This window comes from Trinickia acidisoli (genome assembly GCF_017315725.1).
In the GTDB taxonomy this organism is placed as follows: domain Bacteria; phylum Pseudomonadota; class Gammaproteobacteria; order Burkholderiales; family Burkholderiaceae; genus Trinickia; species Trinickia acidisoli.
In genome coordinates this window covers 841,463-863,217 of record NZ_JAFLRG010000002.1, presented here as the reverse complement: position 1 = coordinate 863,217, position 21,755 = coordinate 841,463, and the positions used below count along the sequence as shown (strand labels likewise).

General features: G+C 64.5%; 14 protein-coding genes. 5 read left to right on the top strand and 9 right to left on the bottom strand.

Annotated elements, in window-relative coordinates; translation table 11 throughout:
* Nucleotides 1-216: 216 nt before the first annotated feature.
* The 3 genes from J3485_RS22395 to J3485_RS22385 all read right to left on the bottom strand — a co-directional run bounded on the left by J3485_RS22395 (nucleotide 217) and on the right by J3485_RS22385 (nucleotide 4,872).
* Entirely contained in the window at nucleotides 217-885 is a 669-nt protein-coding gene (locus tag J3485_RS22395; RefSeq protein WP_206956501.1) for a DUF4136 domain-containing protein, read from the bottom strand.
* A 76-nt stretch (nucleotides 886-961) separates the two neighbouring features.
* Nucleotides 962-3,397 carry a CHASE2 domain-containing protein gene (locus J3485_RS22390; protein WP_206956500.1) on the bottom strand — a complete coding sequence of 812 codons (2,436 nt, stop codon included), beginning with the start codon at nucleotides 3,395-3,397 and terminating at the stop codon, nucleotides 962-964.
* On the bottom strand, nucleotides 3,394-4,872 hold the full coding sequence (locus tag J3485_RS22385) for a FecR domain-containing protein (protein ID WP_206956499.1): 1,479 nt from the start codon (nucleotides 4,870-4,872) through the stop codon (nucleotides 3,394-3,396). The genes J3485_RS22390 and J3485_RS22385 overlap by 4 nt, the downstream gene beginning before the upstream one ends.
* Nucleotides 4,873-5,280: 408 nt before the next feature.
* On the opposite strand from J3485_RS22385, the gene J3485_RS22380 reads away from it, so the two are divergent.
* Entirely contained in the window at nucleotides 5,281-6,012 is a 732-nt protein-coding gene (locus J3485_RS22380) for a response regulator transcription factor (RefSeq protein WP_206956498.1), read from the top strand.
* An 8-nt stretch (nucleotides 6,013-6,020) separates the two neighbouring features.
* Here the strand turns inward: J3485_RS22380 and J3485_RS22375 are convergent, their stop codons facing one another.
* The gene (locus J3485_RS22375; RefSeq protein ID WP_206956497.1) at nucleotides 6,021-8,432 is read right to left on the bottom strand and encodes a tetratricopeptide repeat protein; all 2,412 of its coding nucleotides are present in this window, start codon (nucleotides 8,430-8,432) and stop codon (nucleotides 6,021-6,023) included.
* A gap of 296 nt (nucleotides 8,433-8,728) precedes the next feature.
* Between J3485_RS22375 and J3485_RS22370 the strand changes: the two genes are divergently transcribed.
* Complete coding sequence (locus tag J3485_RS22370) at nucleotides 8,729-11,848, top strand: ATP-binding protein (RefSeq protein WP_206956496.1); 3,120 nt, start codon at nucleotides 8,729-8,731, stop codon at nucleotides 11,846-11,848.
* 113 nt (nucleotides 11,849-11,961) lie between these two features.
* On the opposite strand, the gene J3485_RS22365 is transcribed toward J3485_RS22370, so the two are convergent.
* The 5 genes from J3485_RS22365 to J3485_RS22345 all read right to left on the bottom strand — a co-directional run bounded on the left by J3485_RS22365 (nucleotide 11,962) and on the right by J3485_RS22345 (nucleotide 17,733).
* On the bottom strand, nucleotides 11,962-12,249 hold the full coding sequence (locus J3485_RS22365; protein WP_309477071.1) for an H-NS histone family protein: 288 nt from the start codon (nucleotides 12,247-12,249) through the stop codon (nucleotides 11,962-11,964).
* A 189-nt stretch (nucleotides 12,250-12,438) separates the two neighbouring features.
* Entirely contained in the window at nucleotides 12,439-13,944 is a 1,506-nt protein-coding gene (locus tag J3485_RS22360) for a PAS domain-containing protein (protein ID WP_206956495.1), read from the bottom strand.
* Nucleotides 13,941-14,399 (bottom strand): response regulator, encoded by a 459-nt coding sequence (locus J3485_RS22355; protein ID WP_206956494.1) that lies wholly within the window; start codon nucleotides 14,397-14,399, stop codon nucleotides 13,941-13,943. Before J3485_RS22355 ends, J3485_RS22360 begins: the two co-directional genes overlap by 4 nt.
* A 26-nt stretch (nucleotides 14,400-14,425) precedes the next feature.
* Entirely contained in the window at nucleotides 14,426-16,597 is a 2,172-nt protein-coding gene (locus tag J3485_RS22350; RefSeq protein ID WP_206956493.1) for a sensor histidine kinase, read from the bottom strand.
* 116 nt (nucleotides 16,598-16,713) lie between these two features.
* Nucleotides 16,714-17,733 carry an AraC family transcriptional regulator gene (locus J3485_RS22345; protein ID WP_206956492.1) on the bottom strand — a complete coding sequence of 340 codons (1,020 nt, stop codon included), beginning with the start codon at nucleotides 17,731-17,733 and terminating at the stop codon, nucleotides 16,714-16,716.
* 331 nt (nucleotides 17,734-18,064) lie between these two features.
* On the opposite strand from J3485_RS22345, the gene J3485_RS22340 reads away from it, so the two are divergent.
* The 3 genes from J3485_RS22340 (at nucleotide 18,065) to J3485_RS22330 (ending at nucleotide 21,621) form a co-directional block, all read left to right on the top strand.
* Complete coding sequence (locus tag J3485_RS22340; protein ID WP_206956491.1) at nucleotides 18,065-19,198, top strand: acyl-CoA dehydrogenase family protein; 1,134 nt, start codon at nucleotides 18,065-18,067, stop codon at nucleotides 19,196-19,198.
* Between the two features lie 154 nt (nucleotides 19,199-19,352).
* Nucleotides 19,353-19,601, top strand: a complete 249-nt coding sequence (locus J3485_RS22335; RefSeq protein WP_206956490.1) for a hypothetical protein — start codon at nucleotides 19,353-19,355, stop codon at nucleotides 19,599-19,601.
* A gap of 277 nt (nucleotides 19,602-19,878) precedes the next feature.
* Nucleotides 19,879-21,621 (top strand): AMP-binding protein, encoded by a 1,743-nt coding sequence (locus tag J3485_RS22330; RefSeq protein ID WP_206956489.1) that lies wholly within the window; start codon nucleotides 19,879-19,881, stop codon nucleotides 21,619-21,621.
* The last annotated feature ends 134 nt before the right edge of the window (nucleotides 21,622-21,755 follow it).

The following is a 21,755-nucleotide window of genomic DNA, read 5'->3' as shown; positions in this document are numbered from 1 at the left end:
CTCCAGGTCCCATGCTTCGCGGTAGGCCGGAGTTCTCGCTTGCGCGTATACGCCGGCCCTATTCCAAACCGTCCCATCCGTCGCGATTGTTTCGGCGACGCGGCTCTAAAGCGAAAAAAGGTGAAGCGCGTGAGGTACGCATCGCGCATTCTACGGAAGAATGGCGGGGAGTACGAGCCATGCGGCAGCGGTGCGGCCGGCGGCGGCGCCGGGCCGTCAGTGCGGTAGCGAGGTCATCCGGGCCACACGGGGCGTGGCATCGGTTCCACCCTTGAGGAACGTCACCTTCCAATCCGCGTGGCCATCGCAGTCGGCCGAGGTAGCCGAGGTGGCCAACTTGCCCCTATCGCCGTCATCGCTGCGCGTCGCCGTTGCAAACGGCAGGCGTGCCAGCGCCCCCGTGACGAGATAGTCGATATCGTGTGTCGAGTCGGGCTCCCGATCGCGTTTCGTCACGCTGATGCTATAGGGCTCGCTGCCGTCGGCACGATCGAAGAACCGCAGCGTCAGCGAATGGATATACGTTTGCGCGCCGGGCCAGACGAAGCCGGCGGGCAGCGCGGTTTCGCCGCAAGGCGGGCCGCCGGCACAACTCGGATAGGCAACGCCGACCGACGCGGGGCGCGTCGCGTACGACAGCGCAATGCGATAGCGCGCCGCCTTGGCCGGCGCGGCGGTATAGCCGAGTTCGGCCAGCCGATGCGCGATCGCCGATGCATAGCGCTCGTCCTCGGCATCGGATGGACTTGCAGGATCGCCCGCGAACGCGTAGGTGTGCATACCAGTGCCGAAAGCGCGTGTGCAATTCACGCGCACGGCCGTCTCGGTCTGTGCGCACCCCATCAACGCGGCCGCGCAAGCCGCGAACAGCAAGATCGTTTTCATTTCATGCGGTCGTCATAGTGTTGTCGTTGCGAGGCAGCCGACGTCGCAACGCCTCGACTCGTGTGAGCGGCTGGCTTCAAACACCGCCCTCCCACTGTGGCACCGACACGGTCACGATGGTCCCGCGCCCCGGTTCGCTCGTGACGGTCACGTCGCCTTCGTGACGCGTGACAACCGTCTTCACGAGCGCCATACCCAAGCCGGCCCCTTGCGAATGCGGCTGCCCAGGCGATCTGAATCGACGAAAACGCTCGAACAAATGGGCGAGCGCATCTTCGGTCATGCCGTAGCCTTGGTCGACGATTCGGCAATGCACACGATGGTTTGCGCCGTGCATCACCGACACATGAACGAGCGTTTCGCTCGGGCTGTACTTGATGGCGTTGTTGAGCAGATTCGTCACTGCTCGCGTCATCAACGATCTGTCGGCATGGATCCAATGCCCCTCGCCTTCGAAGTGCGTCTCGACGAGAATGCGCTTGGCGCGTGCCTGCGGCCAGATCTCGTCGCTCGCATCGAGCACGATGTCGGCGAGATTGACGGGCTCGAAGACATAAGCGTGCGACTCCGCGCGCGTCAATTGCACGAAGTCGTCGGCGAGCGTCAGCGCGCGTCGCGTGTAGCGCTCGATATGCTCGAGCAACGTGCGCACGCGTTCGGAGCGCGAGGAGGCCATCTCTTCTTCGATGAGCGCAAGCACCGATGCGTGCGGCGAGCGCATGTCGTGGGACAGCAGCCTCAGCGCATCTTCTCGCGCTTGCTCCGCGGTATGGAGCGCCGTCACTTCGGTCAGGCCCACGACCCAATATCCCGACGCCTCGCCACGCGCATTGCGGCAGCGCGCGTAGCGCAGCAGGAAGTCGCGCTCCGAGCGATCGCGCACCTCGATCCCGCGATCGACGATTTTCACGCGCTCGAGATCGGTCGGATCGAGAACCTCGGGCCAGCGCGCTTGGACCTCCGCGTCGGAAACGACCTCGGGGGCCATCGTTTTGATAAACGTCATTTCGCCGAGCATCTCGGTCAGCAGTCGCCCTTCCAAAGGCAGGCCGCTTACCCGTCCGAAGACGGCATGCGCTGCCTTGTTCGCAACGCAAACGCAGCCGTTTCGGTCCGCTACCAAGATCGGTTCGGGCAAGCTGTTCAAGCAGTCCCACACGAACCGCTTCATGTCCTGCACCCGATCGGCAGCTTGTTCGACGAGGGCGATATGCCGTTCCAGCGCATCGCCGCGCACGTCGCGCGGGCGCGCCGGAATACTCGGCAACATGTCGGTATCGTCTGCCAGCCGCCGCAGTTCGCGCTGCATGCGCGACATCGTCATCTCGAGCCGACGCCAACTCCATAGCGGATAGACGACTGACAGCGCGATCAGCGCCGGCATGGGCGAGAGCCAAATGCAGGCGCGCTCGAGCAGCACGGCGCTGAGCACCAAGGAAAAGACACCGAGACAGAGCGTGAGCAGCAGCGTCCGCCAGGGCGACAGAAACAGCAACCCCGCCAGCATCGCCGCGAGCGGTGCCAGCGATGTCACGAACAGCCAATGCGGGCTCACCGGTCGGATTTCCCGCCCCGTCAGCAGTGCGCTGAGCGCGTTCGCATGCAGCAACGTATCCGCCGTCGGCCCCCACTGTCCCGTAATCGGCGTCGCCAAGTGCGTCAATAACCCCGACGCGGTCAAGCCGACGAACACGACCTTCCCGCGCAACCTGCCGCTCGGCACGTGGCCGTCCAGTAAGTCTCGCGCCGAAACCTGGGCGTTGTCGGGCACACGGCCCGAAAACGGAATGAGCACGCGGGACGCGCCGTCCTCGATCGAATCGTCCGTGGCCGCGGCATCGGCAAGGGGATATTCCGGATCGACCAGGTAGCGCCCGTTGGCGAGCGGGACTTTGCCGCTGCGAATGTCGGCGAGCAACGGCATGACCAAGTAAGGCCAAGTCGCCCCGGCTACGCTTTCGCGCAGCGCGACGCTGCGCACGATGCCGTCCGAATCGGGCTCGACATCGATATGGCCCATTCCGGCCGCCGCCGCGGCCAGTCCCGGCACGGGCCGAACCGCTTGTCCGCTGGCACCCGCATCGACGAACAGCGGCAGATAGGTCGGCACGCGGCGCAGCGCTTGCGCCAACGCTTCGTCTCCTTGCGACGGCTCCGTCAACAGGACGTCATAGACGATCGCGGCGGCACCGGCGTCGGCCACTGCATCGATCAGGCGAGCTTGCAGTTCCCGCGGCCACGGCCAGCGGCCGAGTTCCGACACGCTGTCGTCGTCGATGCGGACGATCGCGATCTCCCGCGCGAGCGGTTGCGACCGCAGCGTGAGCATGCGGTCGTAGACGAGCCGGTTGAAATTCGTCGTGATGCCGCCGAAGACACAGACGAAGACGACCACGATGCCGAAGCAGCCGATGGCCAGCCACTCCCATATGAAGCGTTGCCAGACGCTCAGCGTGGGGCGCCACGCCAAGCGCGCTCGGCGTGGCAGGGCAAGCGGCTCGTCAGCCGTCATTCGTGTGCCCCTGGCGTGGCCAGCACGAACGAGCTCACGGGACCCATCGTTTCGTAGAAACGACCGTGATCGTATTGTTCGGAAACGACACGCCAGTAGTAGTCGCCGGCCGGCAGATCGGAGACGACGAGCGAGGCGCTCGTCAAATCCACCGCATCGACGATCGGATCACGCAGGTCTTGATACCGCGACAGCACCAGGCGAAAGCGCGTGGTCGCATCGGCGCGCGACGTGCGCCAAGCGAACCGGTACTCGTGAGAGAGCGCGCGCGGCGCGGCCGATGCACTGAGCTCGTTCGCCCGCCGCTCGAATGCGTAGACGCGCGTCAAGCCTTCGAGGCCGTTGGCGCCGATCGACGAAATGCACACGAAGTACGTGCCGTCTGGCACGTCGGAGAACGTCGCTGTCGGCGCTTGCACGCGCGCATCGCGGATCAGATCGAGCAAATCGGCATCGCGCGCGATTTGCACGCGATAACCACTCGCACCCGATGCAGGCTCGAGGTTGAACGTCACCACCCGCCCCGCTTGCACCTTCGCGGGATCGACGAGCCGCGGCGCCGGCAACAGCGCCACGGGCGCGCCGACCGCGCCGCCGCTTGGCGTCGCACTGCCTTGTCCCGCGCCGACGAAGCGCTGCACGTCGGCTTTCCGATCCGCTTTGCCGCGACTTGCGTCATCCGCGCCGACGGCCACCGTACCGTCGAGTACTTCGACCGCCGTCATCGACGGCGTCTCGTTGACTCGAAAGTGCGTGCCCCTCACACCGGCGACGATCGACGGCGTACGTACCTCGAAGCGATCGTCGGGATGTTTGGCATGGGTCACCTCGTTCGTGACTTCGCCGCGCTCCAGCTCGATGACGCGATCTTCGATACCGGTGAGCGCCATCTTGCGCAAAATCGACAGCACGATGCTGCTGTTCGGCGTGAGGCTGACGAGCGACCCATCTTCGAGCTCCAGCGTGGCGAACCCGTTGGCTCCGGTGCTGACCATATCGTCTTCGCCCAGCGTGCGCCCCGCCAATAACGGCACGGCGGGAGCCGCCGGCCCGTCCGGCGCGCGGTGTCGCAATCGCGCGGTCACGAGCCCACTCAATGCGACGACGCTCACCGGCATCGAGTCGCGCCGCAGCAAGGCAAGCGGCAACCGCAGCGTCATCCCGGCGGGCAAGAGTCGCGGCGCACTGACATGGTTGAGCCGAGCCAATGCTCGCCAATCTCCAACGTCGCTCAAATAACGCTGCGCCACCTCGTAGAGCGTATCGCCGGCGACGGTGATATAGGCGGCCGTATCACGCGAGCCGATCGTCGTCTGCGCACGGGCGGAAGACGAGGCAACGAGCGCGATGGCCGCGACGGCTGTGACGACAGCGGCTGTCGCCGAACGGCGATTCCATATGCGACGCCAAGTCTCACGAACGCCAAGCGCTTTCTCGCGCGAAGCCGTTGCAGAGACGGCGTATTGGGTATGCATTGTCTTATCTACGAACGCACGATTGTTTTTATCGAAGCGGCGGCCAAAATGACAAAAACCGCATGCAGCATCGGCACCGAAACTGACATCTTTTCCCCACTCTCTTTCCCGCGCCCGTTCACGAATGCCGGAGCCGCGAGCCAACAAAAATTTTTATCCCGCGCACCGCCGAGCGCAGCACTTGTGCACCACATTCGATTTCCAACTGCGGTAGGTCAAGCACTGGCGACGGGCGGCCGGGAACCCCCGCGGCAATTGCAAACAAGTGTCAATCACCCTCCCCGCAGCACAGCCGGCAATCCATTTTTTGGGAACGGCGGTACAATTCGATCGAAATAAATTCCAGTCGCATTCCTCCCACGCAAACTTACCAAGCATATCCGATGTATGCGAGCGAGATCAGAAAAAATGAAGATCGCCTATTTGGAAGACGACGACGTCCTCGCTGAGCACATCGGCGAGACATTACATTCGAATGGTCACGAATGCGAGTTGTTTCGCGACGGCAGCCAGTTGATCCGCCGATTGAAGCGCGAACATTTCGATTTATTACTGCTCGATTGGAGCCTGCCTGGGGTAAGCGGCCATCAAGTCACGATATGGGCACGCGCCAATCTCCCCGAACGCGTGCCGATTCTGTTCATGACGAGCCGCTCGCTCGAAAGCGACATCGTGACCGCGCTGTCGGCGGGCGCCGACGACTACATGATCAAGCCGATCCGCAACGGCGAGTTGCTTGCGCGGATCGATGCGCTCAGTCGCCGTGCCTACCCCGACGCAACCGCGGCCGAGACGACGATCGAGGTTGGCCGCTACCGCATCGACCCCATCCGCCGCGCGTGCTTTCTACAGGAAACGCCGATCGAATTGACGGGGCGGGAATTCGATCTCGTCCTGCTGCTCTTCCAACACGTGGGGCGCGTGCTATCGCGCGAGCATATTGGCGGAACGCTTTGGGGTCAGTCGCAAAATGCCATCTCTCGAACGCTCGACACCCATATGTCGCGCGTGAGATCCAAGCTGCAATTGAGGCCCGACAACGGCGTGCGCCTGACGCCCGTGTACGGGCACGGCTATCGTCTCGAAGTGATCCCGGACTTGCCCGGCGAGCCGCCGCAGCATGCCGCGCTGCATGCGTAGAACCGCGTTCAGCGCGGGGCGCCTTGTTCGCACCAATCACGCCACATCGCCCGATAGGCCTGCTCGACGTTGCGTGCGAAGCGCGGGCCGTCCATCAGCGGCGAACGCTGCATGCGCGGCCGCAACTCGGCCCGCAGCGCCGCCAAACCTTCGCGATCTGCCGCAAGCGTCGTTGCGATTCGCACGTAGTCGTCGTCGGTGTGCGCTGCCAACGCGGCCAGCCCGAGGTTGGACAACTGACTGAAGCCGCCGCGGCTGGCCGGCGTCGCACCCACGCGGGTCACGACGGGAACGCCCATCCATAGCGCGTCGAGGCTGGTCGTATGGCCGTTGTAGGGAAAGGTGTCGAGCGCGAGATCGATCTCACGGTAGGTACGCAAATACTCGGCGCGCGGCCTGAACGGAACGCACTCGACACGCGCCGTGTCGATGCCTTGGGCTTTCAGCCGGTCGAGGAGCCGAATGCGCGCACGTCCTTGCGGCGCCATCAACATGAGCCGGCTTTCAGGAGCGGCCGCGAGGACGCGAGCCCAAAGGCGTATCGTCCGCTCGGTCAGCTTGCAGGGGTTGTTCAGGCAGCCGAACGTCAGCCGCCCCGCTTGCCCTGCCGGCAGCGCTGTCGCAGCGGGCTCGTCCGTTAGCGGGTCGTAGCACCAAAAGGTATCGGGCAAGCGAACGGAGCGCTCGCTGTAGCGATCGTCGCTCAGCGCCGCGTCGATCGGATCGAGCCAAGGGTCGGTCAGACGGTAGCCGATCGCCGTGCTGCCGGTCGTACCCGGATAGGCCAGCCATGCGACTTGAACCGGCGCGGGGCGGCGCGCGAACAACAGCGGGCGGCCGTCAGCCATGTGCATCGTCAAATCGACGAGCACGTCGACGCCGTCCTCGCGAATCGCGTCGGACAACGTGTCGTCGTCGAACTCGCGCACCTCGCGCCATCGGTCCGCGTAGCCCGCCAAGCGCCGCGTCAGCGCATCGGGGCGCTCGACGCTCGAATAGCAAACGATCTCGAACGCGCCATGATCGTGGTGCGCCAACAGCGGCACGGTGAACAGCGATTGGCAATGATCGCGAAAATCGGCCGCCACATAGCCGATCCGCAGCCGCTTGTGCGGCACGCGCGCATTGGCATGGACCGTCGGCGTAGGGTTGAGCGGCGTCTCGTGACGCTCGGCCAGCCGTCGGCATTCCGCCAGAATCGCGTAGCCGTCATCGAGTTGAAACGTCAATGCGTAAGCCAAGTTGCAGTGCGCGACGAGGTTGGCGCTGTCGCACGCGATGGCCCGCCGGTAGCATTCGACGGCTTCGTCGAGCGCACCGGTGTCTTTCAATACGTTGCCGAGGTTGTTGTAGGTCGCCGAGCATTGCGCCGCTGCGCTCGCATCGGCGAATGCTTCGTCGGTCTGCAACGCGAGCGCCGCTCGATAGTGCGTCTCGGCGTCATCCATGCGCCCGAGCGTGCGCGCCAGGCTGCCGGCATTGTTGCGCGCCGCAACGAAAGCCGGCCTGACGCGCAGCGCCGCATCGAACGCCTGCGCCGCCGCCGCGAATGCGCCGAGTTCTTTCAGCACGATGCCGAGGTTGTTGTAGGCGTCGGCATGTTCCGGCGCGAGCGCCACAGCCGCTTCGTACTGAGCGACGGCATTGCGATGGCGACCGAGCGCATGGAGCACGCTACCGAGGTTGTAGGCGATATCCGCGCTGCCGGGCCCGAGCGCGCGCGCCTGGGACAAGACCTGCGCCGCTTCGTCGAACCGGCGGCACGCAGCCAGCGCCACGCCAAGATTTGCGTGATGCACGGCCACGCTGGGCTCGGCACGCGCTGCCTCGCGCAACAGATCGATGGCGTCATCGACGAAGCCCCGCGCCTGCAATAGTGTCCCCAGGTTCGTGAGTGCATCCGCAAAGCCGGGGCGCGCGTCTAGCGCACGGCGATAGGCCGACAGTGCAGCCTCCCATTGACCGAGCCGCCGCCGGCAGTTGCCGAGGTCGTTGAGGGCGTCGGCATGGGCCGGCTCGCGTTCGAGCAGCGAAGCGTATGCCTGTGCCGCATCGTCCCATTGCCCGCGCGTCTCGAACACCGAAGCGAGGGCGAACCAACCGTCGACCGAATCGGGCTCATCGGCGAGCAGGCGCCGGCATGCGCTGACCGCTTCGTCGAACCTCCCCAGCGAGGCCAGAATTTGCGCTTCGCCCAAGCGATAGCGCAATTGCATCGGCTGGCGGGCCAGCACCCCTGCGATGCGAACGAGCGCCGTTTCGCCGTTGCTCATCTGCCATTCGAGAATGCCGAGGCGAAACGATACGTCGTCGTCCGTTGGATCGTCGGCGAGAATCGCTTCATATAACTGCCGCGCGGCCTGGAGGTTACCCGCGAGGTGGTAGGCCTTGGCCTGTGCGCGCCGTGCTTCGGTCGTCATGAGAGCGCAATTCGATGTGAACGTATGAGAATGCGGCGATTGTAGACGCTCGCGCCTCACGCCGGAGCGGTACCCGGTAGGGGTGCCGTGACGCTGGCGCTCGTCGCGGCCCTATTCGCCCTGCAATATCCGTGCACGCTCGCGTGACGTTCTATTGATCGTTATCAACAAAGACACAAGCCGAATCGGAGAAATCCGTATGAAGTTTTCGCGCGCCGCGCCGTAGTAAACGCCATTCGCTCGATGACCAGGCGTCTTTCGCTGATCACCGCTTCCACGTTTTTCGCGCCTCGAACATGGATGCTCCGCTCGACACCTCGAACCTTTCGCCCGCCGCGGCAATCGATTCGTCGCCGAATTCGCTGCGCCGCCGCTTCACGCACGTGAAGCTGCAAAGCCTGTTGCTGATCGCCTCGCTCTGGCTCGCATTCGGCGCGTTGACGCTGTGGGATGCCAACGCCGAAATGCGTAGCGCGCGATCGGGCGCCGCCGCGCTCGCCGATGCGCTATCGGCACACACGGTGCGCGTCATACGAGAGGCGGAACAGGTGGCGGCGCTCGTCTCGTGGCAAGTCCAAAACGACGGCGTTTCGATTCCGCTCGCCTACTACGTGAGTTCGGGGCTGCTCAAGCTCGACGTGTTCGTCCAAGTCGCCGTCATCGATTCGCAAGGTTATCTGCGTGCATCGACGGTACCCGGCTTCGCGCCGATCAATCTGTCCGACCGCGAGCACTTCCAGATTCACGTGCACGACCCGAGCACGGCGTTGATGATCGGCCGGCCCGTCGTCGGCCGCGCGAGCGGCAAGACGTCGCTGCAGCTTTCGCAGCGAATCAGCTCGCTCGATGGGCGCTTTCTCGGCGTCGTCGTGGTGTCGGTGGACCCGAGCTACTTCACCGAACTCTACAACGGCTTGCGTATCGGCAAGAGCGGCGTGGTTGCCGTCGTCGGCACGAAAGACTTCATCGTTCGCGCGCTGCGCTCGGGTCACGACGAAACGGTCGGCGCCACGCTGCCTCCGACGGATCCGTTTCGGCGTGCATTGGCCCGCTCGCCCTCGGGCAACTTGCGCACGGCCTCGTTCATCGACGGGCGCGACACCATCATCAGCTATCGCACGCTGAACGACTATCCGCTCGCCGTCGCCGTCGGCTATTCAACGAGCGAGTACCTCGTCGCGTGGCGCACACGCAGCCTGCTGTTGCTGGCCGCCGCCGTGTTGCTGACGGTGCTGATCGTCGCGACGGAGCGGCGCACGAAGACCTTGCTGCAGAGCTTGGCCGCCGCGCACGAGCGGGAAATCGCGAAAGGCGCGCAGCTCGAACAGGCCCGCTCCGATGCCGAAGCGGCGTCGCGCGCGAAGAGCGCTTTTCTCGCGACGATGAGCCACGAGATCCGCACGCCGATGAACGGCGTAATCGGCATGAGCGAGGTGTTGACCCGCTCGACGCTGTCGGCCGATCAAAAGGAAATGGTCTGCACGATTCGCGATTGCGCATCGGCGCTGCTCAAGATCATCGACGATATTCTCGATTTTTCGAAGATAGAGGCAGGCAAGCTGCAGATCGACTGCGTACCGACCTCGATCGAGGACGTCGTCGACAGCTTGGCGTCGTCGCTCGCGACCGTCGCCGATGCCCGCGCCGTCGCGCTGCGTACCTACGTCTCGCCCGCGCTGCCGCCGAGTGCGATGTTCGACGACACGCGCTTGCGTGAAATTCTCTACAACCTCGTCGGCAACGCAATCAAGTTTTCGGCGGGACGCACCGGCGTTCAAGGCTGCATCGCACTGCGTGCGACGCTCGTCGAAGGCGCCATCCCCGAGGCGCGGTTCGATGTCAGCGACAACGGCATCGGCATGACGGCCGAGACGCTGGCGAAACTGTTCCAGCCGTTCAGCCAGGCGGAAGCGTCGACGACGCGCCGCTTCGGCGGCACGGGCCTCGGCCTCGCAATCTGCCGCCGCCTCGTCGCGCTAATGGGCGGCCGGATGTCGGTGCAAAGCGAGCCGGGCCGGGGTTCGACGTTCACCGTCGAGTTGCCGCTTCAGCCCGCGACCGGCGCCGTCCCGCGCAAGCTGGCCGACCTGTCGGGACTCACCTGCGTCGTCGTCGCTTCGCCCGACTGGCGCTGCGACGATGCGGCCGATTATCTGCGGCACGCGGGCGCGCAGGTCGAGATCGCCGCGGACGCCTACGATGCCTGGCAAGCGCTTTCGCGCGTGGCTGGCCCGCGCGTGCTCGTACACGACGAACGCTGCCCGACCGACACGGTCGGGCCTCGCACGTCGGCCGCGGTGGCCGTGCTGGCGGGAGATGTGCTGATCGCGGCATCGCGCAGCCTCGCGCCAATGACGCGCACGGGCACGACCGTCTCGATCGGCGCGCAGGCGCTGCGCCGGCGCGTTCTCGTCGACGCCGTCGCGCTCGCCGCCGGCCGCGCGAACTGTGAAACGATGGCGGCCCCGGAGGGCGAACACGACCTCGCTCTCAAAACGCCTGCGGGCGACGACGTCATGTTGCTCGTTGCCGAAGACGACGAGATCAACCGCCGCGTCATTTCGCGGCAATTGGCGCTGCTCGGCTACGCGGCGGATATGGCCGTCGATGGGGAGCAGGCACTCGAGATGTGGCGCGCGAAAGATTACACGCTCGTTCTGACCGATCTGCACATGCCCCGGCGCGACGGCTACGAACTTGCGCAGGCGATTCGCGCGGACGAAGCGCTGAACGCGCGTGCACGCGCGCCGATCGTCGCATTGACGGCCAATGCGATCACCGGCGAAGCGAACCGCGCCAAAACGCTCGGCATCGACGATTACCTGACGAAGCCGCTCAAACTGCACTTGCTCGCACAAGCGCTCTCGCAATGGACCCCGTCACGACACGGCGGCGAGCAAGACGGCGCGGCCACGGCCGTCGCCCATGCGAGCGATCACATGACGCCGCGCTCGTCGCCCCCGAACGGTGTAAGTCCTTCCCCTTCCGCTACCGCCACCGCGCCGAAAGACCTTGCGCGCGACGCGCCAAATCCACCCGCGAAAAGCAACGACGCCGGAACGATCGTCGACATCAACGTTCTCAAAGGCATCGTCGGCGACGATGATGAGACCGTGCAAGCGCTGCTGGTCGAGTATGTCGAATGCTCGGCCGAGCTCGCCGAGCAATTGCGTGCGCGCTTGGCCGATGGCCGCGCGCACGAAGCGGCCGCCATTGCGCACAAGCTGAAGTCGTCATCTCGTTCGATCGGCGCGTTGCCGCTCGGGGACCTGTGCGCGGAGATCGAGGCGTGCGCGTCCACGGGCGAAGTGGACGGCTTCGAGCGGTTGGGTACGCTGTTCGACGCGTCGTATCGGCGCGCCATCGAGGTCGTGCGGAGCATCACACTTGCGGCAGACGTGGAGCCGCCGGTGTGATGCGGCAAGCGGCAGTCCATCTTTTGATCGACGGCCAGTCAATGGCCGGAAAAACTTACGTGAAACGACGCGCAAATTTACCGTCCGCCGCGCGATTCGTCAGCCCCGAATCGTTACTCGCCGACGCGGAACTGCTCCGGATCCTTGCCCTTCAGCCACCGCGGCCGCGGCCCTCGCCCGCCCCAGGTTTCACCGGTTTCCGGGTGGCGAAAGCGCGGTGCGGCGATCGGTACGCTACGTGATTTACGACGGGTGCCGAACAGGTCGTCCGGGGTGAATCCGAATGCGGCAATAGTCTCGCGCACGCTTGCCAGCGCCGCCTCCGCCTCGACTCTGCGCGCCTCCTCGATCTCGGCGTCGAGCTCTTGTTTTCTTGCCAGTAATTCCTTGTACGTCGCCACGAACTCAATCCTCCATACGGTTTGTCGTAAGCGCAGCGGTTCCGTCGTTCATGCCGCGGCCGGTTGCCGCAATCCTCGCAACGGCGCCCCGCGCGCCCAGGCTGCCGTGCCCCCAGGGCATAGCCGGGCACAGCACAAGCAATACGCGTGCCCGCTCGATTGGAGGTCGCGCGTAGGAGAAATGGCGAATCAGTGTTTGACGATGCTTGCGACGCCGGCATCGTCGACATCGGGTGTCTCGACGACGGCAAGCGGCAGCGTGACGGTCAACGCGAAGCCCTCGCCCGGCGCCGATTCGACGCTCAGTTCGCCGCCGAGCCGCGCGGCCCGCTCCCGCATCCCGAGCAATCCGAACGACTTGCGGCTGCGCCGTGCGTCGGGCAACGCGCCACGCCCGTTGTCGCGGATCTTGACGATGCAAAACGGCTCGTCACGGGCGATCTCGATACTGGCCTCGCTCGCGCCGGAATGCCGAGCAATGTTCGTCAATCCTTCCTGCACCATGCGAAACACCTCGGTGCCGCTGTCTCGATTGAACGCGACTTCGTTGATGTCGAGTTGCGCATTGACGACGATGCCATGCCTCGCAGAAAACTCGTGGATGAACCAATCGATCGCGGGAATTGGGCCGAGGTCGTCGAGCATCACCGGACGCAGATCGGCGGCAATGCGGCGCACGGAAGCGACGAGCTGATCGATGAGCCCATAGATGTTGCGCAGCGCGCCGCCCGACGCCGCGTCGATCCTGCTTTCGAACGTCTGCTCGAAACGGGCCATGTCGATCTTCATCGCGGTCAGCAATTGTCCGAGATCGTCGTGCAACTCGCGGGCGATCCGCGTTTTCTCCTCTTCGCGGATGTGCTGAATGTTCGCCGACAAACGCTGCAACTCTTCGCGCGATTCGCGCAGCGCCTCGTTCGCACGCCGCCGATCGGTCACGTCCAAAATCCAGCCGACCATCCGATAGGCCGTGCCCGACGCGTCCCAAAGCGCCTGTGCGCGCGACTGAATCCAACGGTAGTCCCCCGCGCGCGTGCGGACGCGATATTCGATGTCGTAAGGATGCCGGTCCTGCGTATGCGCCCTCAACGCGAGCGTGACGCGTTCGACGTCATCGGGATGAATGATCTGAAAATGCGCGTGCATGTCGTTCGACAGTTCGTCCTCGTCGTGTCCGACGATCTCGCGGAAATGCGGCGACAGGTACAACTCGCCGGTATGCGGATTCAAATCCCACAGGCCCGCGCTGGCACCGCTGACCGCCAGTTGAAATCGCTCTTCGCTCGCCGCAAGCGCGGTCAGCGCACGATTGCGTTCGATGGCGTAGCGTATCGCGCGACTGAGCAGCGCCGCTTGAATCTCGCGCTTGAGCAGATAGTCCTGCGCGCCTTCCTGAATCGCCACGAGCCCGACGGAAATATCGGTGAGCCCCGTCAGGACGAGCACGGGTGTTTCCGGCGCGACCTGCCGGAAACGGCGGAACGTATCGATGCCGTTGCCGTCCGGCAACCCCAGGTCGAGCAAGACGACGTCGAAACGCGTCGCCTGCGCATGCGCGAGCGCGTCGGCGAGCGACTCGGTGCGGGTCAGCTCGTGCTCGAACTCGGTAACGTCGATTAGCGCTTCACCGATGATCAACGCATCGGTGGGGCTGTCCTCGACGAGCAAAACCCTGACGGACGACGGCGTATTCAAGATCGAACCGGCGGTAGCGTGACGACGCCGAACCAAAACTCATTGATGCTGCGTACGACGTCGATGAACTTCGCGAAATCCACGGGCTTCGTAATGTAGCAATTCGCGTGGAGACAATAAGACTTGACTACGTCCTCTTCCGACTTCGACGTCGTCAACACGACGACGGGAATGTTGCGCAGTTCGGGATCGTTCTTGAGCTCGGACAGCACTTCGCGCCCGCTCATGCGCGGCAAGTTCAGATCGAGGATGATGAGCCCCGGGCGGGTCGGTGGGTTATCGGCGTACCTGCCGCGCCCTTTGAGGTAGTCCATCGCGTCGACGCCGTCCTCGACGATGTCGAGCGGATTGAGGACCTTGTATTGCTCCATCGCCTCCTTCGTCAACATGACGTCGGTGGGACTGTCCTCGACGAGCAGGATATGAACGAGCTTGCCGCTGTCATCGCGTAGCATGAGCACACACTCCCAAGAACGATGCGTTAGCCTGCGTCTGCGCCCGCCGAACGGGCCACGGTGAAGAAGAACGTCGTGCCCTTGCCCGGCGTCGATGCCAGCCAAATTTTTCCCCCGTGATGCTCGACGATGCGCTTGCACAGCGCAAGCCCGAGCCCCGTGCCGGGATATTCGCGGCGCGTATGCAAGCGCTGGAAGATGACGAAGATGCGTTCGAAGTATTGTTCGTCGATGCCGATGCCGTTGTCGGCCACCGAAATCTGCCATCCGTCGGCGGTCGCTTGCGCGCCGACGTGGATGCGCACGGGCCGGTCCTTGCCCCGAAACTTGATGGCATTGCCGATCAGGTTTTGAAACAGCAAGCTCAACTGCATCGGAATCGCCTGCACGACAGGTAGCGCGTCGTGCGTCACCTGCGCGCCGGTCTCTTCCACGACGACCGCCAAATTCTTGAGCGCGAGCTCGAGCGCGTTGGCGAGCTGCACGGACTGCTTCGGATCTTCGAGGCGGCCGACGCGCGAATAGCTGAGCAAATCGTCGATCAGCGTCTGCATGCGCGTGGCGCCGTCCACGGCGTGACCGATGAACTCGTCGGCGCGCTCGTCGAGCTGCCCCTCGTAGCGCCGCTGCAGCAACTGCAACGGTCCGGCCACCGCTCGCAGCGGCTCCTGCAAATCGTGCGAAGCCACGTACGCGAACTGCTCGAGATCGCGGTTGGAGCGCGCGAGCTCCTCGGTGCGCTGCCGTAACTGCCGCTCCGCGCGCTTGCGCTCGGTGATATCGGCGATCGAACTCAAGACGAAGACACCTTCGGAGGTCTCGATCGGATTCAAGCCGATTTCAATCGGAAATTCCGTGCCGTCTCGACGCAGGCCGAACAGGTCGCGCCCCGAACCCATCGGTCGTGCCGACGGCTTGGCGAAGAACGCGGTGCGATAGCTGACGTGGTGGCCTCGAAAACGCTCGGGAACGAGCATCTCTATCGGGCGCCCGAGCAGTTCGGCTCGCGTATAGCCGAACAGCCGTTCCGTTTGGGTATTGACGAGCGTCATCTTGCCGGCGAGATCGACCATGATCATCGCGTTGGGCGCCGCCTCCACGGCGACGCGAAAACGTTCTTCGGCACGCTCTCGTTCCGTGACGTCATGCAAGACGAGCACCGAACCCACGAGCTTGCCCTCGGAATCGAACGTCGGCGCGCCGTTCGCGTCCACGTGCGTTCGCTTCCCGTCGCGCCCGACGAGCGCCGTGCCACGCAAATGCTCGACGATGGATCGCTCGCGAATAGCCACGACGCCGGGATTGTCCGCCCTGCTGCCGTCGATGCTTCGCTCGAACCGCAAGATATCGTCGATGGGGTGACCGAGCGCATCCTCCGGGCGCCAGCCGGTCAGCGCCTGCGCCACCCGGTTGAAAAACGTGACGCGTCCGTCGACGTCGGCGGCAACGACGCCGTCGCCGATGCTCGTGAGCGTCACCTCGAGCAATTCCTTCTGCAAGAAAAGCGATCGAGCGGAGTCCGACACCTCATGCAGCATGCGTCGCGCCAGGTAACCGAACGACAAGACGATGAGCACGGTCAACACCCCGGATGCGAGACCAATGGCTACCGCCAAGTCTCGCGTGCGGCGCGCGCTCGCTTGGCGCACGGCCAGTTGAGCTGCGACGTTGCGCTCCATGTCGACGACGATCGCGCGCGCTTTGTCCATGAACGTCTTGCCCGTGTCGTTCAGAACGATCGCCTGCGCGGGTCCGAATCCTTGCATCCGCCGTATGTCGATGACGGTGCGCAGCTCGCGATGCTTTTCGTCCAGCAGGATGCGCAATTGCGCCAGCCTCTGCTCCTGAGCGGTATCGCCCGCGAGCAGCGACGCCAGGCTGTCGAACTGCGCGCCGATCTGCGGCTCGGCCGCTCGATAGGGCTCGAGATATTCGTCGCGACCGGTGATGACGTATCCTCGCTGCCCCGTTTCGGCATCGCGCGCGAGCGCGAGCAGCCGTTCGAGGCCGGCGTAGACCGCGTTCGAATGCTGGACTTCGGCTTCGCTGCTGTAGAGGCTCACCGTGCCGAACGCGCCGATCCCGGCCGTCACGAGCATGAGCACCCCGATGAGGGGCCAACCCCATCCGGCCCAGCGCTGCGCCGCGCGGCCGATCCCCGTGCTGCCTAACCCCAACCGTTTGACAGCTATGTCCATTTGCTTTCACCTCGAACGTGCATACGATGCTTCGTTACAAGATAGGAATTCGACTGACGAATCACAACGACAAATCGTCATTCATCGAATTTGAAAGTGATTTGTAATGATTATCGTTATTCGCCAGCCAGGCCCGGCGGGCGATAATCGGTCGGGCGAGCGCCGGTCCATTTGCGAAACGCGCGATGGAATGCGCTCGGCTCGGCAAATCCGACTGCCACGGCGATGTCGGCGATCGTACGTTCCCCGCTTTGCAACGCGGCGATCGCCATATCGCGGCGTAAAGCATCTTTGATCGATTGATAGGTCTCGCCTTCGCGCTTGAGCTTGCGACGCATCGTCGCCTCGGCGATGGCGAGCTCGGCAGCCAGCGCGTCCGAGGCCGGCCAGTCGGCGATCGCACGCGTACGGAGCGCTCGGCGCACGCGTGCGCCGAGCGAGTCGGGGTTGCGATACTTCACGATGAAACTTGCCGGCGCATTGCGTAAAAACGTTTTCAGCGACTTCGGCGTTTGAACGACGGGTAACGCCAAGAAGCCGGGCGCAAGCTCGACGTAGGACTCCCGCTCCCCGAAACGCAAATCGTCGCAAAACATCGAGCGATACTCATGGCCCGCGGCGGGCTCGGGGCAACTGAAGCGCGCGGCTCGCACGGGAATGCGACGCCCGACGAGCCAGGACACAAGGCCATACACAAGAATGAAATGCGTGGCGTAGGCGAACATCTCCTTCTCGTGCACGCCGTCTCGCAGGCGATAGACGAGACGCACGCGCTCGCTCGTCGTGTCCACCTGCGCCACGATGTCGTCGAGTACGAGACGCATGAACAGCGTCGCACGCGCAATCGCTTGCGCGCCATTGTGCGCGGTGAGCGCGGCTTGGCACATCGTGATGAAACTGCCGCTTCGCATGGGGTGCGAGTCCTGGCCGAAGAATTCGTCGTCAAGACCGCGGCCGATCGCGCTCCACAAAGCCCCGTATTGCGCCGACGACACGCGCGCCTGGGGCGACGCCATCAGTTGCGGGGAAATGCCCGCTTGCTCGAGCATCGGCGCAGGATCGACGCCGCGGCGCTTGACGCAGCGCACGGCTTCTTCGACGAGGCTGACGGCGATGGTCCCTTTTTCTTTATCCATGACTCGTTCCGACGGACCGCCGACGCATCCGATCCCCCGTGGCAAATGCGCTCACGACAATTGAGCGGCCTGAGCATCGAAAGCCGGCGCAAGCCTGCCTACACTTCGACGCGTGTGCGGCTCGCCTGGCGGGCGCGTCGATCCGCCGCGCTCGGCCGGCCGCCTGCCGAAAGCACGACAGTGTAAAGCCCGCAACGCCCGCCGCCAAGCTGCCGACCGCGCCGCACGCGGTGCGACGCGTCGTCTCGGGACGAGGTGCGTTGCTTCGATTCGCGCTTTTCGATCCACGTTTCTTTGACCCACTTCGCACATTTCGCACGACTGCGCCGCCATGGACGAGTTTTATACCGACGAACAACGGATGATCCGCGATGCCGCACGGCAGTTCGCGACCGAATGCCTTGCGCCGCACGCGGCCGAATGGGACCGCGAGGGTGCGTTGCCCGCTCACGTCGTTCGGCAGATGGGCGAACTCGGCTTGCTCGGCATGATGGTGCCGGCCGAGCTCGGCGGCACCTACACCGACTACCTCGCCTACGCGCTAGCCCTCGAAGAGATTGCAGCGGGCTGCGCGGCCTGCGCGACGATGATGAGCGTTCACAACTCGGTCGGCTGCGGGCCGATCCTCAAGTTCGGTACGGCGGCGCAGCAAGCGCAGTGGCTCGGCGATCTCGCGCTCGGCAAGACGATCGGCGCGTTTTGCCTGACCGAGCCGCATGCCGGCTCCGAGGCGAACAACCTCAAAACACGCGCCGTGCTGAACGATGGGCGCTGGGTCATCAACGGCAACAAGCAGTTCGTCACGAACGGCGGGCGGGCCGGCATGGCGATCGTCTTTGCCGTCACCGATCCGGATCTCGGCAAGCGCGGGTTGTCCGCGTTCATCGTGCCGACGAACACGCCGGGTTTTTCGGTTGGGCGACCGGAGAACAAGTTGGGCATTCGCGCATCGGACACTTGCCCGATCACGCTCGAAAACTGCGCCATCCCAGAGGGCAATCTGCTCGGCGCGCGCGGCGAAGGCCTCAAGATCGCCTTGTCCAACCTCGAGGGCGGACGTATCGGCATTGCGGCACAGGCGGTCGGCATCGCGCGGGCCGCGTTCGATGCAGCTCGAGCCTACGCGGGCGAGCGCGTGCAGTTCGGCAAAGCCATCAGGGAGCACCAGGCGATCGCCCACATGCTGGCAGACATGGCCACGCGCCTGAACGCGGCACGGCTGCTCGTCCACCACGCCGCGCGCCTGCGCAGCGCGGGCAAGCCTTGCTTGTCGGAGGCCTCGCAAGCCAAGCTCTATGCGTCCGAGGTGGCCGAAGACATCTGCTCCAAAGCAATCCAGATCCACGGCGGCTACGGCTACCTCGCCGACTACCCCGTCGAGCGCCATTATCGCGACGCGCGCATTACGCAAATTTACGAAGGCACGAGCGAAGTTCAACGCATGGTCATCGCCCGTCATCTGTAAGAGACGAACCCGACCGCCGCGGGACGGTGCGATAAAGCTGCCGAGCCGATCGCCCCGTAACATGCCGTTTCAGTCCGAATCTTCTGTTTTAAGAATCGCTTAAGGAACCGTGCGCACCATCGGGCCGCTGCTATTCGCGATGGAGGCCGGCCCGATGACTGACCTGAATGAACATACCGTGCCGCGCAAGCCGCGCACGATGCTGCGGCGCATCCTGAGCCATCACGAAATCGCCACGCTGCTGCTCCTGCTTCATTCGCCGATCGACGTTTCGGCGAAACCCGAGATTCCGATGTTGCAAGAGGCCGGCTTGGTCGAACCCATCACGCTCGAGTCGGGCGGCACCCGCTTCCAATTGACCGAGGACGGCAACGCCGTCATGCGGGTACTCGGATTGAGCTGATTTTCTTCCGCCTTTCTTCTTCTGTTGCCGCCGCGCGTCCGGCAGGTGGCAAATGCGCTCACGCAAAGTGAGCGGCTTGAGCATCGAAAGCGGTCCGGCCGCTGCCTACACTTCGACGCGTAGTAGATCGGCATGTACGCCCAATGGCGCGTTGTGCCGGCGGCGTCGACGCATCGACGTCCTATAACTCAAGAAACGCGTATACGCAGCGCACCGGCATGGCCGAAGCGATCGAGGCTGGCTTTGGGTCGCACGTCGACATAGGAAGGAGACAACGATGACTGCATCACTGCGCTTTCTGGCCGCGCGCGATTTCCTATTGCGCCATCGGACCGACTACGACCGAGCCTACCGCGACTTCGCCTGGCCGGCGCTCGACGATTTCAACTGGGCAATCGATTACTTCGATGAAATCGCGCACGGGAACGACAAGCCGGCACTCTGGCTCGTCGATGCCGGCACCGGCCAAGACATCAAGCTCTCGTTCGCGCAAATGTCCGTGCGCTCCTCGCGCATCGCCAATTTTCTGCGCGCGCTCGGCGTCGGCCGCGGCGACCGTATCCTGCTGATGCTGCCCAACCGCGTCGAACTCTGGGACGCCATGCTGGCGGCGATCAAGCTCGGCGCCGTGCTGATGCCGGCCACCACGCAGCTCTCAGCCGACGATCTGCGCGAACGCATCGACATCGGACAACCGACATTCGCGATCGTCGACGCCGCCGAATGCGGCAAATTCGAAGGTATCGATGCCGCGCTCGTGAAGATCGCCGTCGGCGCCGAAGGCGACGCAGCACCGGCCGGCTGGCACCGCTTTGCCGACGGCTACGAAGCCTCGCCCGCATTCGATCCGCGCGGCGCCACGCGCGCGCGCGATCCGATGCTGCTCTATTTCACGTCGGGCACGACGTCCAAACCGAAACTCGTCGAGCACACGCACGAGAGCTACCCGGTCGGCAGCTTATCGACGATGTACTGGGTCGGTCTCCAACCGGGCGACATCCATTGGAATATCAGTTCTCCAGGCTGGGCCAAGCACGCGTGGAGTTGCTTTTTCGCGCCTTGGAACGCGCAGGCCTGCGTCTTCGTGCTCAATTACTCACGCTTCGACGCGAAGACCGTGCTCGACACGCTGATCCGCCACGGCGTCACGACCCTGTGCGCGCCGCCGACCGTCTGGCGCATGCTGGTGCAGGAGCCGCTAGCTTCGTATGCGGTCACGCTGCGAGAAATCGTCGGCGCGGGCGAACCGCTCAATCCCGAGATCATCGAACGCGTGAAAGCGGCCTGGGGCATCACGATCCGCGACGGCTACGGTCAAACGGAAACGACCTGCCAAATCGGCAATTCGCCGGGCCAGGCCGTCGTGCCCGGATCGATGGGCCGCCCGATGCCAGGCTACCGCGTGTTGCTCGTCGACCCCGACGGGCAACCGGCCGAGGAAGGCGAGATCGCTCTGCCGCTCGAGACAGACGCCGGCACGGCCCCCGGCGCGGCGCAAGGCCGTAAGGGCCCGCTCGGCCTCATGACGCGCTACGCGAACAACGCGGATGCGACGGCACACGTCATGCGCGACGGCCGCTACCACACGTCCGACGTCGCGATGCAACGCGATGACGGCTACTACGTCTACATCGGCCGCGCCGATGACGTCTTCAAGTCATCGGACTATCGCTTGAGCCCGTTCGAGCTCGAAAGCGCGTTGATCGAGCACGAGGCCGTCGCCGAGGCCGCGGTCGTGCCGAGCCCCGATCCGCTGCGGCTGTCGGTCCCGAAAGCCTACGTGATGCTGCGCCACGGCTATACGTTCAGCCCGGAGCTCGCCAAAAGCATCTTCGCGTTCTCCCGCGAACGCCTTTCGCCGTACAAGCGCATCCGGCGCCTGGAGGCGTACGACCTGCCCAAAACGATCTCGGGCAAGATCCGCCGCGTCGAATTGCGCCGTCGCGAGATGGCGCGCGGCGATGCCGCCGAGCGGTTGCCCGGCGAGTATTGGGAAGACGACTTCCCTGACCTGCGGTGAGCCCTCCCACGATGGCGCAACCGCACCACCCGATTGTCCCGTCACGGCAAGCCGCGCACGCCTGCGCGTCGGCTTGTCTTCGCGCGGCGAGCGTCTGCCCGCCGCGCATTTCCAACAACCGAACCGGAGTCTAT

What these genes read in the sequence shown, in the direction of transcription:
- J3485_RS22395 (WP_206956501.1), bottom strand. Translation starts at nt 885, where the DNA reads ATGAAAACGATCTTGCTGTTCGCGGCTTGCGCGGCCGCGTTGATGGGG.
- J3485_RS22390 (WP_206956500.1), bottom strand. Translation starts at nt 3,397, where the DNA reads ATGACGGCTGACGAGCCGCTTGCCCTGCCACGCCGAGCGCGCTTGGCG.
- J3485_RS22385 (WP_206956499.1), bottom strand. Translation starts at nt 4,872, where the DNA reads ATGCATACCCAATACGCCGTCTCTGCAACGGCTTCGCGCGAGAAAGCG.
- J3485_RS22380 (WP_206956498.1), top strand. Translation starts at nt 5,281, where the DNA reads ATGAAGATCGCCTATTTGGAAGACGACGACGTCCTCGCTGAGCACATC.
- J3485_RS22375 (WP_206956497.1), bottom strand. Translation starts at nt 8,432, where the DNA reads ATGACGACCGAAGCACGGCGCGCACAGGCCAAGGCCTACCACCTCGCG.
- J3485_RS22370 (WP_206956496.1), top strand. Translation starts at nt 8,729, where the DNA reads ATGGATGCTCCGCTCGACACCTCGAACCTTTCGCCCGCCGCGGCAATC.
- J3485_RS22355 (WP_206956494.1), bottom strand. Translation starts at nt 14,399, where the DNA reads ATGCTACGCGATGACAGCGGCAAGCTCGTTCATATCCTGCTCGTCGAG.
- J3485_RS22350 (WP_206956493.1), bottom strand. Translation starts at nt 16,597, where the DNA reads ATGGACATAGCTGTCAAACGGTTGGGGTTAGGCAGCACGGGGATCGGC.
- J3485_RS22345 (WP_206956492.1), bottom strand. Translation starts at nt 17,733, where the DNA reads ATGGATAAAGAAAAAGGGACCATCGCCGTCAGCCTCGTCGAAGAAGCC.
- J3485_RS22340 (WP_206956491.1), top strand. Translation starts at nt 18,065, where the DNA reads ATGGACGAGTTTTATACCGACGAACAACGGATGATCCGCGATGCCGCA.
- J3485_RS22335 (WP_206956490.1), top strand. Translation starts at nt 19,353, where the DNA reads ATGACTGACCTGAATGAACATACCGTGCCGCGCAAGCCGCGCACGATG.
- J3485_RS22330 (WP_206956489.1), top strand. Translation starts at nt 19,879, where the DNA reads ATGACTGCATCACTGCGCTTTCTGGCCGCGCGCGATTTCCTATTGCGC.